Origin of the sequence: Winogradskya consettensis (assembly GCF_018332715.1) — a bacterium.
In the GTDB taxonomy this organism is placed as follows: domain Bacteria; phylum Actinomycetota; class Actinomycetes; order Mycobacteriales; family Micromonosporaceae; genus Actinoplanes; species Actinoplanes consettensis.
In genome coordinates this window covers 214,266-228,126 of record NZ_BOQP01000034.1, presented here as the reverse complement: position 1 = coordinate 228,126, position 13,861 = coordinate 214,266, and the positions used below count along the sequence as shown (strand labels likewise).

General features: G+C 69.3%; 15 protein-coding genes. 4 read left to right on the top strand and 11 right to left on the bottom strand.

The window, feature by feature from the left end; translation table 11 throughout:
- Window positions 1-165 precede the first annotated feature (165 nt).
- The 3 genes from Aco04nite_RS29965 to Aco04nite_RS29955 form a co-directional block, all read right to left on the bottom strand.
- Window positions 166-1,260: a BMP family lipoprotein gene (locus tag Aco04nite_RS29965; protein WP_213000574.1), complete on the bottom strand. Its 1,095-nt coding sequence runs from the start codon at window positions 1,258-1,260 to the stop codon at window positions 166-168.
- A gap of 193 nt (window positions 1,261-1,453) precedes the next feature.
- Window positions 1,454-1,735, bottom strand: a complete 282-nt coding sequence (locus Aco04nite_RS29960) for an SCO4848 family membrane protein (protein ID WP_244876394.1) — start codon at window positions 1,733-1,735, stop codon at window positions 1,454-1,456.
- Window positions 1,736-1,751: 16 nt separating this feature from the next.
- Window positions 1,752-2,705: a hypothetical protein gene (locus tag Aco04nite_RS29955; protein WP_213000573.1), complete on the bottom strand. Its 954-nt coding sequence runs from the start codon at window positions 2,703-2,705 to the stop codon at window positions 1,752-1,754.
- Between the two features lie 97 nt (window positions 2,706-2,802).
- On the opposite strand from Aco04nite_RS29955, the gene Aco04nite_RS29950 reads away from it, so the two are divergent.
- Complete coding sequence (locus tag Aco04nite_RS29950) at window positions 2,803-3,390, top strand: TetR/AcrR family transcriptional regulator (protein ID WP_213000572.1); 588 nt, start codon at window positions 2,803-2,805, stop codon at window positions 3,388-3,390.
- 23 nt (window positions 3,391-3,413) lie between these two features.
- Here the strand turns inward: Aco04nite_RS29950 and Aco04nite_RS29945 are convergent, their stop codons facing one another.
- Genes Aco04nite_RS29945 through trpS form a run of 4 tightly spaced genes read right to left on the bottom strand, consistent with a single transcriptional unit; the run spans window position 3,414 to window position 6,366 of the window.
- Complete coding sequence (locus tag Aco04nite_RS29945; RefSeq protein WP_213000571.1) at window positions 3,414-3,818, bottom strand: hypothetical protein; 405 nt, start codon at window positions 3,816-3,818, stop codon at window positions 3,414-3,416.
- A gap of 7 nt (window positions 3,819-3,825) precedes the next feature.
- Window positions 3,826-4,746: a YihY/virulence factor BrkB family protein gene (locus Aco04nite_RS29940; RefSeq protein ID WP_213000570.1), complete on the bottom strand. Its 921-nt coding sequence runs from the start codon at window positions 4,744-4,746 to the stop codon at window positions 3,826-3,828.
- Between the two features lie 31 nt (window positions 4,747-4,777).
- A complete protein-coding gene (locus tag Aco04nite_RS29935) occupies window positions 4,778-5,335 on the bottom strand; it encodes a 2'-5' RNA ligase family protein (RefSeq protein ID WP_244876393.1) in 558 nt (185 codons plus the stop codon).
- Window positions 5,336-5,340: 5 nt separating this feature from the next.
- The gene (gene trpS / locus Aco04nite_RS29930) at window positions 5,341-6,366 is read right to left on the bottom strand and encodes a tryptophan--tRNA ligase (protein ID WP_213000569.1); all 1,026 of its coding nucleotides are present in this window, start codon (window positions 6,364-6,366) and stop codon (window positions 5,341-5,343) included.
- Window positions 6,367-6,569: 203 nt separating this feature from the next.
- Here trpS and galE point away from each other — a divergent pair, with 203 nt between their 5' ends.
- The 3 genes from galE to Aco04nite_RS29915 are packed head-to-tail and all read left to right on the top strand — an operon-like array spanning window position 6,570 to window position 8,937.
- Window positions 6,570-7,547, top strand: coding sequence for a UDP-glucose 4-epimerase GalE (gene galE / locus Aco04nite_RS29925; protein ID WP_213000568.1), 978 nt, complete (start codon window positions 6,570-6,572; stop codon window positions 7,545-7,547).
- A gap of 13 nt (window positions 7,548-7,560) precedes the next feature.
- Window positions 7,561-8,703, top strand: coding sequence for a galactokinase (galK, locus tag Aco04nite_RS29920; RefSeq protein ID WP_213000567.1), 1,143 nt, complete (start codon window positions 7,561-7,563; stop codon window positions 8,701-8,703).
- A 45-nt stretch (window positions 8,704-8,748) separates the two neighbouring features.
- The gene (locus tag Aco04nite_RS29915; protein WP_213000566.1) at window positions 8,749-8,937 is read left to right on the top strand and encodes a hypothetical protein; all 189 of its coding nucleotides are present in this window, start codon (window positions 8,749-8,751) and stop codon (window positions 8,935-8,937) included.
- 54 nt (window positions 8,938-8,991) lie between these two features.
- Here the strand turns inward: Aco04nite_RS29915 and Aco04nite_RS29910 are convergent, their stop codons facing one another.
- The 4 genes from Aco04nite_RS29910 to Aco04nite_RS29895 are packed head-to-tail and all read right to left on the bottom strand — an operon-like array spanning window position 8,992 to window position 13,547.
- Entirely contained in the window at window positions 8,992-10,290 is a 1,299-nt protein-coding gene (locus Aco04nite_RS29910) for a sulfate adenylyltransferase subunit 1 (protein ID WP_213000565.1), read from the bottom strand.
- On the bottom strand, window positions 10,290-11,201 hold the full coding sequence (gene cysD, locus Aco04nite_RS29905; RefSeq protein WP_213000564.1) for a sulfate adenylyltransferase subunit CysD: 912 nt from the start codon (window positions 11,199-11,201) through the stop codon (window positions 10,290-10,292). The genes Aco04nite_RS29910 and cysD overlap by 1 nt, the downstream gene beginning before the upstream one ends.
- Window positions 11,202-11,243: 42 nt before the next feature.
- On the bottom strand, window positions 11,244-12,128 hold the full coding sequence (locus Aco04nite_RS29900; RefSeq protein ID WP_213000563.1) for a 3'(2'),5'-bisphosphate nucleotidase CysQ: 885 nt from the start codon (window positions 12,126-12,128) through the stop codon (window positions 11,244-11,246).
- 18 nt (window positions 12,129-12,146) lie between these two features.
- Window positions 12,147-13,547: a sugar transferase gene (locus Aco04nite_RS29895; protein WP_213000626.1), complete on the bottom strand. Its 1,401-nt coding sequence runs from the start codon at window positions 13,545-13,547 to the stop codon at window positions 12,147-12,149.
- Window positions 13,548-13,861: the final 314 nt, after the last annotated feature.

Below are 13,861 nucleotides of genomic sequence, written 5' to 3'. Positions count from 1 at the left end.
TCGCCGAAGCGCTTGGTGATGCCGCGCAGCTCGAGTCTCAGCGGAATCTCCTGCAGACGAGATGGTGGATAACGCGAGGGACGTTATAACAGCCCGGAGCAGAGCCGCCGCGCAGGTCACGACGTGACTGCGCGGCGGCCGGAAACTACTCGGTCTCCCGGTGGGTCACTTCGGCGCGTTGGCCGACTCGACCTTCACGGTGCCCGCGATGATGTCCGCCTTCAGCTTGTCGATCTCGGCCTTGAGACCGGCGTCGACCTTGCTGTCGAACTGGTTGTACGGCGCGAGCGAGACGCCGTCGTTCTCCAGCGTGCCCAGGTAGCCCGGGGTCGAGCCCAGGGTCTTGCCCTGCGCGCCGTCGGTGACGGCCTGCTTCACGGCGTCGGTGATGTTCTTGACGACCGTGGTCAGGAACACGTCGCAGTACTGCTCGGCACTCTTGCAGCCGTCCTGGTCGACCCAGATGACCGAGACCTTGCCGCCGGACGCCTTGGCGACGTCCGCGGTGCCCAGGCCGGTGCCGCCGGCGACCGGCATGATCACGTCGGCGCCCTGGGCGACGAACGTGCTCGTGATCGACTTGCCCTTGGCCTGGTCGCCGAAGTTGCCGGCGATGGTGCCGTTCTGCTTGGCCTTGTCCCAGCCGAGCACCTGGACGTTCTTGCTCTTCTGGGTGTTGTAGTAGGCCACACCGTCGGCGAAGCCGTCCATGAAGACGGTGACCGGCGGGATCGCCAGGCCGCCGTACGTGGCGACCTTGCCCGTCTTGGAGTAGCCCGCGGCGAGGTAGCCCGCGAGGAACGCGGCCTCGTCGGTGGCGAACTGCATCGGGTAGACGTTCTTGGCGTCCGCGATGCTGCTGTCGACGATGCCGAACTGCGAGTCCGTGGCGGTCGCCGCGACAGCCTTCGTCGCGTCACCCATGAGGCCACCGACCGCGAGGATGAAGTTGCACTTCTGCGTCACGAACTGGCGCAGGTTGGGCTCGTAGTCAGCCTCGGCGGTCGACGCCACGTACTTCGGGTCGACGTTGCTGGCGGCTTCCTTGGCAGCCTGCATGCCCGCCCACGCGGAGGCGTTGAACGACCGGTCGTCGATGCCGCCGGTGTCCGTGACCATGCATGCCTTGTATGCCGCCGCAGCGCTCGCGCCGGAACCACTCGGAGTGTCCTCAGGGGCGTCGCCACAGGCCGCGGCGGCGAGCGTCAGCCCACCCGCCGCGAGAATCGCAACGATTCGCTGACCAGTTACTGGGCGCAACACGCCCTCCTTCCACAGCGCACCGACTACGCGCGGTGCATCACAGCCGGGAGCGTAGCCGCAGGCCACGGCGGCGTCCGGAAATCGCGCCGGACCGTTGGCGCACTGTTATCTGGCCGCAACCGCACGACACGCTGAACGATGGGTAACCGGGAGAAGGTAGGGAATTGCCCGTTTCTCGCGTAACGCGCCGTTAATCTTTCGGCGAACCCGCGCCGACAGCCGCTGAATCTTCGGTAACACGGCGTGTCGTCGCCGCGGCCCGCCACCCGCGCACGCCGAGCACCCCCACGACCGTGCCGATGACCAGCGACGCCGTGATCAACAACGCGTGCACCCAGAGGAACGCGGTCGGGGCCCCGTCGCTGAACGCGCGGTCGTCCTTCCAGATGGCCAGCCCGAAGCGGGGCCAGATCAGCCAGCTCCACACGCCGACCGCGATCAGGAAGGCGGACCACCGCCGGTTGAGCACCACAGGCCCAGTATGCCCGTCACGATTCCGCGGAGCCGGTCCGGCTCAGACCGCCCCTACCGCTCAGGACAAGGATCAGACCCACGATGGCGTACGCCGAGAGCACAGCAACCTGCATCCCGGCACCCCGCCCGCCGAAGTACGCATCGGAGCGCAGCACCGTGGCCCCCGCCCCGATCGGCAGGAACTGCCCGACGGCACCCCACGGCTGCGGCAGCAACTCCGGCGCCGCATTGACCCCGGAGAGCGCGTTGCCCACGAGGAAGAACGTCACCGCGCCGACCCCGAGCCCGGCCCGCCCGATCAGCGCCCCGAGCCCCGCAACCGCGGCGGACAAAGCCAGCGCGAAGAGCCCGATCCCGGCGGCGACCGCCAGATAGTCACCGGGCAGCGTCCCCAGCCAGAACCGCTGCACGGCCGCACCCGCGAACCCGCCGAGCACCGCGAACGCCCCGATCGCCAGCACCCGCGCCGCCGCCCGCCTGACCAGGAAGAACGTCAGTACCCCGGCGAGCATCGCGGTGATCGCCATGGGCAGGAACGCCGCGCCGAAGGCGGCACCGCGCGGGTCGTCCGGGTCGGTCGGGACGACGTCCACGACGGGCACGGGTGCGCCCTGGCCGAGCTCGGCGGTGGCCTGGGTGAGCAGCGTCGCCACGGTCGGGCTCGCCGCGGTGGCGATGTGCAGCGAGGGGCCGGCGTCGCCGAGCACCACGGCGCCGTACACGTCGCGGTCGCGGATCGCGGCGTCGGCATCGGCGACCACCCGCACGTCGAAGGCGCCGGGCCGCGCAGCCGTCAGCTTGGCGGCCAGTTGACCGGCCGCGGGTTGGGGGCCGGCCACGGCGATGGGCAGGTCGCGGGGCTCGATGTGGGACGCGGGTCCGACGAAGAGGGGGACGAGCAGCACCTGCAGTGCCACGGCAGCGAGCGCGACGAGCAAGGCGAGCCGCACCGGGTGGAGCCTCGACATCATGTACTCCTAAAACGAACACTCGTTCTTTATTGGTTTCAGGGTCCACGCCGCGACCGATACTGTCAAGAACGAGCGTTCGTTTTAGAGTGGTGACGTGCCCCGCGTCTCGGAAGACCACCTGAATGCCCGCCGGGAGCAGATCCTGGTCGCCGCCCGCGCCTGCTTCATGCGCAAGGGCGTGCACAACACGACCATGCAGGACCTGATCCAGGAGGCCGGGCTGTCGGTCGGCGCGGTCTACCGCTACTTCAGATCCAAGGACGAGATCATCAACGCGATCTCCGAGACCGTCGCGGGCAGCCTGGTCCTGCGGCTGCACGCGGTCGCCGAGGACGAGACGCTGAGCCTGATCGAGGCGATGGGCCGGGTGGTCGACGTGATCGACGAGCAGGCGCGGCCCGGCGGCAACTTCCCCATGGGCCTGCAGGTCTGGTCCGAGGCAACGCTCGACCCGGGTATCGGCGCAATCGTGCGCGACCGCTTCCACGAGATGCGCGCGTTGTTCACGAAGCTGGCCGAGCGGGCCGTCGTGCGGGGCGAGGTGGCGGCCGGCTCCGATCCGGACGCCGTGGCCGCCGTACTGTTCGCCCTCATGCCCGGCTATGCGGTGCAGGTGGTCCTGACAGGCTCCCCCGACAAGGAGGCCTACCTCGCGGGCCTGCGGGCGCTACTGGTCCGCTGAGGTCAGCTCGCGGGCCGCAGGACTCATTGGTCCGCTGAGGTCAGTTTCGCGGCGATCCGGGCGAAGCCGGCGCGCACCTCGTCGCCGGTGGGCGGGCGGCCCGGGGTCGTGTGGCGCGGTCCGTCGTCGAAGTGCTCGGCTTCCAGGTCGTCGGTGCTCGCGCCGTCGTCCAGGCCTGATTTCGCGAGCTCGACCTCGGCGCGGATCGCGGCGGCGTCGGCGAGCGGCAGCAGCGGCTCGACCACCGCCATGAGGTCCTCGTCCGCGACGACCGCCTGCGCCAGGGCGAGCGCGTGCGGGCGCTCGTAGGGGCCGCAGACCAGCGGCTCCCAGTCCTCGTCGTCGTTCAGCGCGCCGATGGTGATGATCCACGGCAGGTTCTCCACCGGGGAGTCCGGCGGCAGGTGCAGCGTCACGAGAGTGCCCACGGCCTCATCATTCCGGGCGGTCGTGCCGGATCCAGGTGTTTTGTCCGACCGGGGCGGTTTTATCGTCGGCGGACAGGTCCACGACCCGGCCGTGCGGGCTCGTCGCCGCCCATGCCGCCCCGAACAGCAGCAACTGGTTGAAGACATAGAGGTAGAACAATACGCCTACGGCGCTGGCGACCAGCCCGTACGCGGGATTGCGCTCGATCAGCCCGACGAACGACTTGCCCACGGTGTTGAGCAGGTAGATGCCGATGCCGACCTGCAGGACCGGGGGCACCATCCGGCGTACGGTCATCCGCAGCCGGGGCACCGCGGCCAGTAACGCCGCCGCCAGGAGCATGTCCAGGCCCAGCGTGAGGATCGTGCTGACCAGCGAGAGCAGGAACCCGGCCCGGCCGTCGGTGAGCCACTCCAGCAGCGTCTCCAGCCCGTAGACGGCGGCCACCGTGACGATCAGCAGCAACAGGATGCCGATCAGTACGAGCAGATCCACGACCTGACGGATGCCGATGTACCCGGGCTGCTCGTTGAGCCGCCAGATCAGCCGCTGCGACGAGCGGATCGCCTCGATCCAGCCGATGCCGGTGAAGACCAGGCCGACGATGCCCACGATCCCGACGGTCTTGCCGCTGGTGAGGATGGCCTCCACGTCGAGGAACGGCAGGTTATCGCCGAGGAACTCCTGGACGATGTCGAAAAGCGCGGTGTTCGACTTGAGCAGGAACCCGAAGATCGAGTAGCCGATCAGGACGAGTGCGAAGATCGCGAAGAAGCCGTAGTACGCGATCGCGGCCGCGAGCCGGCCACCGAGGACCTGCTCGTAGCGCAGCCAGGCACGGGCGAAATGGTCGAAATACTTGGAGCGAACTCGCAGCGCCAGAATCCGGGACTCGACCGCCGCGTACGCCCGGTCGATGGCGTTCACGCCGCAGACCGTACCCAATTACGTTCTGTGTTTAGCGCAGGCCGCCCAGGCGGTAGTCACGGCGGCGGCGCCACGGGCCCTCCCCCGCCCCCGCAACGTCGTGCGAGAACAGGGTGAAGGCGGGCACGTGGAAGCGCGCGTCGAACTCGGACAGGTCTTCGAAGACCGCGTCCAGGGCATCGCCGGGCACGTCCTGGGCAACGGTCACGTGCGGGTGGTACGGGAACCGGGTGTCGCGGTGGACCCCGTCTGTGGCCGTGATCGCGGCGGCGAGCAGCTCGCACTCGCTGATCCCCACGGCCAGCGTCACGAAGACCACCTCGGTGATCGGCCGGAACGTGCCCGTGCCACGCAGGTGGATCGTGAAGGGATCCTGCGCCGACGCGACCGACTCCAGGTGCTTCTCGATCTCCGGCAGCGCCGCGCTCGCGACCTCGGTCGGGCCGAGCAGGGTCACGTGCGCGGGCGTGTATGCCGCCTGCGGGTCGCCGGCGTCGGCCCGGCGCCGGGTGAGCAGGGCTCCCCACGGCTCCGGGATGTCGATCGCGACCCCGATGCGCGTGGTGGCCTCGCCCGTCTGAGCCGCCACCGGTGTCAGGCCCCGCGGGAGGGGCTGAGGAAACCGATGTTCTGGTAGGCCTGGGCCAGGGTCACCGCCGACACGGCGCGGGCCTTGTCGGCCCCGATCGCGAGGATCTTGTCGAGGTGCGCCGGATCCTCCAGATAGCCGCGGGTGCGCTCCTGGATCGGCTTGACGAACTCCACCACGATCTCGGCAAGGTCCTTCTTGAGGTCGCCGTAGCCGTGGCCGTCGTACTGCTCGAGCAGCTCGTCTATGGTCCGCCCGGTCAGCGCCGCGTAGATGGTCAGCAGGTTGCTGATGCCGGGCTTGTTCACCTCGTCGTAGAGGATCTCGCGGCCGGTGTCGGTGACCGCGGACTTGATCTTCTTGGCCGAGCGCGCGGGCTCCTCGAGCAGCTCGATGATGCCGCCGGGCGAGGACGCCGACTTACTCATCTTCGAGGTCGGGTCCTGCAGGTCGGTGATCTTGGCCGTGTCCTTCACGATGTACGCGGAGGGCACGGTGAACGTCTGCCCGAAGCGCGAGTTGTAGCGCTGCGCCAGGTCACGGGTGAGCTCGAGGTGCTGGCGCTGGTCCTCGCCGACCGGCACCGCGTCGGCCTGATAGAGCAGGATGTCGGCGGCCTGCAGGATCGGGTAGGTGAACAGCCCGACGCTGGTGCTGTCGGAACCCTGCTTGGCCGACTTGTCCTTGAACTGCACCATGCGCCCGGCCTCGCCGAAGCCGGTGATGCAGCTGAGCACCCAGGCGAGCTGGGCGTGCTCGGGGACGTGCGACTGGACGAACAGCGTGCAGCGCTCCGGGTCGAGCCCGAGCGCGAGCAGCTGCGCGACGGAGAGCCTGGTCCTGTTCCGCAGGGCCACCGGGTCGTGCCCCGCCGTGATGGCGTGCAGGTCCACGACGCAGTAGAACGCGTCGGCGGTGTCCTGCATGGCGACCCAGTTGCGAACCGCGCCGAGATAGTTGCCGAGATGGAACGAATCGGCGGTCGGCTGGATGCCGGAGAGCACCCGGGGGCGGCGAGCGGCGTCGGACATGAGCGCCATTCTGTCAGGAATACGGACCGGTAGGCCAAGCCGCCCCCGCCCCCTTCCTCTCGCTCACCCCGATGGACACCACTTTCAGGGACGCCCAAATGTTCGACCATGTTGACTTGTGAGTGATTCTGGTGGAATCTAACTGCACAGGCAGGCCGCCTAGGCTGGCGGTGGTAGGTGCCCGCGCAACGGAGGTCTTGACCGTGAAACTGCTCGTCACCGGAGGTGCCGGCTACGTCGGCAGCGTCACCAGCAGGCTGTTGCTCGACGCCGGGCACGAGGTCGTCGTGCTCGACAACCTCAGCACCGGCTTCCGGGAAGCGATCGCCCCCGACGCGACCTTCGTGCAGGCCGACATCGCCGACGCCGGGACCGTGCTGACCCCGGACGCCGGGTTCGACGCGGTGCTGCACTTCGCCGGTCTGATCGCCGCCGGCGAGTCGATGCACAAGCCGGAGCTCTACTGGGACCACAACGTGCAGCGCTCACTCGCGCTGCTCAACGCGGTAAGGGCCGCCGGGGTTCCGCGCATGGTGTTCTCGTCCACCGCGGCGGTCTACGGCAACCCCACCGAGCTGCCGATCACCGAGACGGCGACGAAGGCCCCGACCAATACGTACGGTGCGACAAAGCTCACTTTCGACTTCGCGCTCACCTCCGAGGCGTTCGCGCACGGGCTGGCCGCCGTCTCCCTGCGCTACTTCAACGTGGCCGGCGCGCTGATCCGCGAGGACGGCACCGCCATCGGTGAGCGGCACGACCCGGAGACCCACCTCATCCCGATCACGCTGCAGGTCGCCGCGGGCAAGCGCGAGAAGCTGCAGATCTTCGGCGACGACTACCCGACCGCCGACGGCACCTGCGTGCGTGACTACATCCACGTGCAGGACCTCGCCCGCGCCCACCTGCTGGCGCTGGACGTGGCCGCCCCCGGCGAGCACAAGATCTTCAACCTGGGCAACGGCAACGGCTTCTCCAACCTCGAGGTCGTCGAGGCGGCCCGCCAGGTCACCGGTGCCGAGCTGCCCGTCGAGATCGCCCCGCAGCGCCAGGGCGACCCGGCCACGCTGGTCGCCGGTTCGCAGAAGGCCCGTGACGAGCTGGGCTGGATCCCGGAGAAGAACACCCTGACCGACATGATCGGGGACGCCTGGGCGTTCTACCGGTCGCACGTGGCGTGATCTGATCATCGTCATGAGTGTCGCCACCTCGGCCGCTGCGGCCTTCCAAAGCAATTACGGCTCCGACCCCGCCGGCCTCTGGGCGGCACCCGGGCGGGTCAACCTGATCGGTGAGCACACCGACTACAACGACGGCTTCGTGCTGCCCTTCGCGATCCCCCAGCACACCGTGGCGGCCGTGGCGCCGTCCACCGAGCCGGGCTGGACGGTCTGCTCGGACCTCGTCAACGAGTCGGTGAGCTTCGGCACCACCGGCCCCGGCGAGCTCGACGGCTGGGCCGGATACGTCGCCGGCATCGTCTGGGCCCTGCAGGACGCGGGCTTCGACGTGCCGCCCGCCCGCATCGCGCTGTCCTCGGACGTCCCGCTCGGCTCAGGGCTGTCGTCCTCGGCCGCCCTGGAGTCGGCCGTGCTGACCGCCCTGGTCGAGCTCGGCGACATCGACCTGCCCGTCGCGAAACGCCCCGGGCTGGCCCAGCGCGCCGAGAACGTCTACGTGGGCGCGCCCACCGGGATCATGGACCAGTCGGCGTCGATCCGCTGCGAGCAGGGCCGGGCGCTGTTCCTCGACTGCCGGTCGCTGGAGGTCGAGCAGATCCCGTTCGACCTGGCCGCCGAGGGCCTGGCCATCCTGATCATCAACAGCAACGCCCCGCACCAGCACGTCGACGGCGAGTACGGCGCCCGGCGCAAGTCCTGCGAGGAGGCCGCCCGGATCCTGGGTGTGCCGGCCCTGCGCGACGTGTCGGTCGACGAGCTCGACGCGGCGCTGGCCAAGATCGACGACGAGGTGACCCGGCGGCGGGTGCGCCACATCGTGACGGAGAACCAGCGGGTGCTCGACACGGTGGCGCTGCTGCGCGCCGGGCAGGTCCGCGAGATCGGCCCGCTGCTGACCGCGTCGCACGTCTCGATGCGCGACGACTTCGAGATCACCGTCGCGCAGGTCGACATCGCCGTCGAGGCGGCGCTGGCGGCCGGGGCCTACGGCGCGCGGATGACCGGTGGCGGGTTCGGGGGCTGCGTGCTCGCGCTCGTCGACGCCGGCAGGGCTGACGAGACCACGGCTGCTGTGCTCCGGGCGTACGAGGACAAGGGTTTCACCGCTCCCACGATCTGGCCGGCGACGGCCGCTCAGGGTGCCCGGAAGCTGTGATCGCCCGCCGCATATCCGCGTGCTCGCGCGGGTATGCGGCATGGCATGACTACGGAATCTTCTGAAGAGGACCGGCCCAACGAGTTCGGGTTCTCCGGCGCGGCCACCGCTCCCCAGCCCGAGCCGGAGCGCGAGCCGGCAGAACAGGTGGACGCCGAGAACATCGCGATCCCGGCCGGCGACCTCACCGGCGCGATCAGCGAGGCGATCGAGGAAGCCACCGAACGCCGCTAGAAACGTCACAGCCCGCCTGGCTCTCGCCGGGCGGGCTGTTCGCTTGGCTGGGTGCTACGAGGCTTCGATGATCATGCCGGCGCCGACCGTGCGGTTGGTCGACTCGTCGATCAGGATGAAGCCGCCGGTGGTGCGGTTGCGGCGGTACTCGTCGGCCAGCAGCGGGATCGTGGTGCGCAGCCGCACCCGGCCGATCTCGTTGAGGCCCAGTTCCGGGGCGCCCTCGTCGCGGTGCAGCGTGTTCACGTCGAGGCGGTACTGCAGGCCGCGGACGACCGCCCGGGCCGTACGCGTGGTGTGCTTGATGGTGTATTTCGTGCCGACCCGCAGCGGGGCGGTCTCGTCCATCCAGCAGATCATCGCCTCGACGTCCTGGGCGACCGCCGGGGCGTTGTGCGGCCGGCAGATCATGTCACCGCGCGAGATGTCGATCTCGTCGGTCAGCCGGACCGTCACCGACATCGGCGGGAACGCCTCGTCGACCGGGCCGTCCGCGGTGTCGATCGCCGCGATCTTGCTGGTCAGGCCCGAGGGCAGCACCAGCACCTCGTCACCGGGCTTGAGCACCCCCGAGGCGACCTGGCCCGCGTAGCCGCGGTAGTCGGTGACCGTGGTCGACTGCGGCCGGATCACGTACTGGACCGGGAACCGTACGTCGACCAGGTTGCGGTCCGACGCGATGTGCACGTGCTCGAGGTGGTGCAGCAGCGACGGGCCCTCGTACCACGGGGACTTCTCGGAGCGGGTGGCGATGTTGTCGCCCTCCAGCGCCGAGACCGGGATGATCGTGAGGTCGGTGATGTCGAGTTTCGCGGCGAACGACGTGAACTCGTCGGCGATCTTGTCGTAGACCGCCTTGTCCCAGCCGACGAGGTCCATCTTGTTGACGCACAGCACCAGGTGCGGCACCCGCAGCAGACTCGTCAGGAACGCGTGCCGGCGGGACTGCTCGACCAGGCCCTTGCGCGCGTCGACCAGGATCAGCGCCAGGTCGGCCGTGGAGGCGCCGGTGACCATGTTCCGGGTGTACTGGATGTGCCCCGGGGTGTCCGCGATGATGAACTTGCGCCGCGGCGTGGCGAAGTAGCGGTACGCCACGTCGATGGTGATGCCCTGCTCCCGCTCGGCGCGCAGGCCGTCGGTGAGCAGCGCGAGGTTGGTGTACTCGTCGCCCCGCGCGGCGCTGACCGCCTCGACCGCTTCGAGCTGGTCGGAGAAGAGCGACTTGGTGTCGAACAGCAGCCGCCCGATCAGGGTCGACTTGCCGTCGTCCACGCTGCCCGCGGTGGCGAACCTCAGCAGGTCCATCTGCCGGGCCGGGGGTGCCTCGGGTTCCACAACTGCCTGGCTCATCAGAAATAACCTTCCCGCTTGCGGTCTTCCATCGCGGCCTCGCTGACCTTGTCGTCGCCCCGGGTCGCACCACGCTCGGTGATCCGGGTGGCGGCCACCTCGTCGATGACCTTGTCGACGGTGTCCGCCTCGGAGAGCACGGCGGCGGTCTGCGAGGCGTCACCCACCGTGCGGTAGCGCACCGTGCGGGTCTCGACGGTCTCGCCGGCCTTCGGGACGATGAACTCGTTGACCGCGTAGAACATCCCGGCGCGCTCCACGACCTCGCGCTCGTGTGCGTAGTAGATGCTCGGCAGCGGGATCTGCTCCTTGGCGATGTAGTGCCACACGTCCAGCTCGGTCCAGTTGGACAGCGGGAACACGCGGATCGACTCGCCCGGGTGGTGCCGGCCGTTGTAGAGCGACCACAGCTCGGGGCGCTGGTTCTTGGGGTCCCACTGGCCGAACTCATCGCGGAAGCTGAACATCCGCTCCTTGGCGCGGGCCTTCTCCTCGTCGCGGCGCGCGCCGCCGAAGAGGGCGTCGAAGCGGTACTTCTCGACCGCGGCGAGCAGCACCGGCGTCTGGATGCGGTTACGGGTGCCGTCGGGCAGCTCGCGCACCGTCCCGGAGTCGATCGCCTCCTGCACGCTGGCGATCACCAGGTTGAGCCCGAGCTCGGCCACCCGCGAGTCGCGGTATTCGAGGACCTCGGGGAAGTTGTGACCGGTGTCGACATGCATGACCGGGAACGGCACGCGCGCGGGTGCGAAGGCCTTCTCGGCCAGCCGCAGCATGACGATCGAGTCCTTGCCGCCGGAGAAGAGCAGCACAGGGCGCTCGAACTCGGCCATGACCTCACGCATGACGAAGATGCTCTCGGCTTCGAGCGCATCGAGATGGGAGACCCGGTAGGGCTTCGTCTGGCTCACGGAATCCCAGACCTTTCGGTATCGCTGGTGCAGGGGGTCAGATTAGGGGAGGTGACGCTGCAACGCTGCAAGCAACCGAGGTGCGAGATCCTTACGACAGACCACCAGGTCAGGCAACTTGGGATCCGCCTGGTTGTATTTCAACTCACTTCCGTCGATGCGGGAAGCATGCAGACCTGTGGCCAGGGCCACAGCCACGGGAGCCGCGCTGTCCCATTCGTACTGCCCTCCGGCGTGGATGTAGGCGTCGGTCTCGCCGCTGATGACCGAGGCGATCTTTACTCCGGCGGATCCCATGGGAACCAATTCTGCCCCGATGCCCTGTGACAATTCTGTGACGAAGGCGGGCGGGCGGGTGCGGCTCGCCGCGATCCGGATCGGCCCGCCGGTCGCGGCGGCAAGCGGCAGCGGAGGGTACGCGGGGACGTGATCGGTGGCCATCGTCCGGTGCTGAGCCGGCATCGCCACCGCGCCGGCCGCGAGACAGCTCGGGCTCGAGCAATCGGCGGTCCAGAGCGCCACGTGCACGGCCCAGTCAGCACGGCCCTCCTCGGAGAATTCCCGGGTGCCGTCCAGCGGGTCGATGATCCACACCCGCGACGCGTCGAGCCGGTCCGGACGCAACGTGTCACGCTCGCCGTCCTGCCACGCGACCCGCGAATGGTCGTCCTCCTCCGACAGCACGGCGTCGACCGGGCGCCAGCGGGCCAGCTCGGCGCGCAGCAACTCGTGCGCGGCCTGGTCACCGGCGGCCTTGAGCGCCTTGCCGTCGGCGTAGCCCATGTCCTGGCGAACCTGGAGCAGCACCTGGCCGGCGCGGTCGGCCAGCCAGCGGGCGAACGCGGAGTCGTTCACCGGCGGGGTGCCGCCGGCCTCCGGCTCCCGCTGACCCGCAACCCGCGCCGACGTCCCTGTCTGCTCGCTCATCGCCTCGCCTCTCCTCACTCAGTAAGCCCCCGACGACCGGACCACCGCGGTCATGGTCCGCAAAAGGATCACCAGGTCCAAACTCAGCGACCAGTTCTCCACATAGCGAAGGTCGAGCCGGACCGCTTCCTCCCAGGGGAGATCCGAACGTCCGGATACCTGCCACAGGCCCGTCATGCCGGGTTTGACGGCCAGCCGACGGCGGACGTCATCGGCGTAGACGGCAACCTCCGACGGCAGTGGCGGACGTGGCCCGACCAGCGACATCTGGCCCAGCAGGACGTTGAGCAGCTGCGGCAGCTCATCCAGCGAGAGCCTGCGCAGCCACCGTCCGACCGGGGTGACTCGCGGGTCGTCGCGGATTTTGAAGAGCACACCGTCGTGCTCGTTGAGATGACCGAGCTCGGCAAGCCGGGCCTCGGCATCGACAAACATGCTGCGGAACTTGAAGATGCGGAACTCGGACCCGTCCCGCCCCACCCGAACCTGACGAAAGAGTACCGGTCCGGCGGAGGTGCCCCGGACCGAGAGTGCGACGCCCAGCAGCAACGGCCCGCAGAGAACCAGCAACGCCAGCGCGCCGCACCGGTCGAAGAGATCCTTGACGAACCGCGCACCACCGTGCAGCCGGGGATGCTCGACCTGCATCATCGGCAGGCCGTCGAACGGGCGGATCGTCGTCCGCGCCCCCGCGACGTCGATCAACGCGCTGGCCACGATCAGGTCGACCTCGTCGCGCTCCAGCCGCCACGCCAGCCGCCGCAGCGCCACCCCGTCCAGCTCCGGGCAGCCCAGCACCACCACGGTGTCCGCGTCCGCCGCGTCGACCGCGTTGGCCACGTCGTCGAACGTCCCGAAGACCGGAAGATCCACTGCGCCGTCGTGCTGAGCGGGCAGGCACGCCCCGACGACCTCCAGGCCGTGGTAACGCTCCCGGCGCAGCTGCCGGGTGATCCCGATGACCGACAACTCGTGACCGACCACCAGCACCCGGCGCAGGCTCTCCCCGCGGGCCCGGCGCAGATGCAACTGCTTGCGCAGCCCGAACCGCAGGACCACCGCCACGGCGAAAGCGGTCGGCAGCGCCGCCAGGACATAGGAGCGGGCCAGATCCAGATCCAGCGCGTACGACACCAGCGCCGCCCCCGCGATCAGTCCGACGCCGCCCCGGAAGACCCGCTGGTACTCGTCCGTACCGACGAACAGGAAACGACGCTCATACGCGCGGCTCACCACCAGCACCGCCAGCACCGCCACCGGCAGCAGGGCGGACAGAACCAGATACCAGAGGTTGTACGCCGTCACCTCGTCGCCGAACCGCAGGCCGAACGTCGCCCCGCCCGCGACCGCACCGGCCAGCAGATCACTGCCGATCAGCGCGCGTACGTAGCGGCGCTCCCACCGTTGACGCCGGGACATCGCGGCGTGCTTACCGCGTACCCGCCGGGTTGAAGGGGTGGGCTTCTGCTCCAGTGACCGGTAGCGATCGTTCGTGCGCGGCCGCGGCGGCGCCGGGCTCTTGTTGTTGCGGGCCCGCTCGCGAAAAGGTGCCGGCCTGGTCGGCCGCGGACCGTGGTTCGTCGGCGGATACGTCGCCGGCCCCTCGACGACGCGCCGGGGAATGCTCAGGGTCACCGTCGTCTCGTCCAGCTTCGCCTGATGGCTCCTGGACAGGTCCTGTGTCACCCGGCCTCCCCATGCCGCTGAGTACCGCACCATTTCGGCGCGCTACG

What these genes read in the sequence shown, in the direction of transcription:
- Aco04nite_RS29955 (WP_213000573.1), bottom strand. Translation starts at nt 2,705, where the DNA reads ATGTCGAGGCTCCACCCGGTGCGGCTCGCCTTGCTCGTCGCGCTCGCT.
- trpS (WP_213000569.1), bottom strand. Translation starts at nt 6,366, where the DNA reads ATGTCCGACGCCGCTCGCCGCCCCCGGGTGCTCTCCGGCATCCAGCCG.
- galK (WP_213000567.1), top strand. Translation starts at nt 7,561, where the DNA reads ATGAGTGTCGCCACCTCGGCCGCTGCGGCCTTCCAAAGCAATTACGGC.
- Aco04nite_RS29915 (WP_213000566.1), top strand. Translation starts at nt 8,749, where the DNA reads ATGACTACGGAATCTTCTGAAGAGGACCGGCCCAACGAGTTCGGGTTC.
- Aco04nite_RS29910 (WP_213000565.1), bottom strand. Translation starts at nt 10,290, where the DNA reads ATGAGCCAGGCAGTTGTGGAACCCGAGGCACCCCCGGCCCGGCAGATG.
- Aco04nite_RS29900 (WP_213000563.1), bottom strand. Translation starts at nt 12,128, where the DNA reads ATGAGCGAGCAGACAGGGACGTCGGCGCGGGTTGCGGGTCAGCGGGAG.
- Aco04nite_RS29895 (WP_213000626.1), bottom strand. Translation starts at nt 13,547, where the DNA reads ATGTCCCGGCGTCAACGGTGGGAGCGCCGCTACGTACGCGCGCTGATC.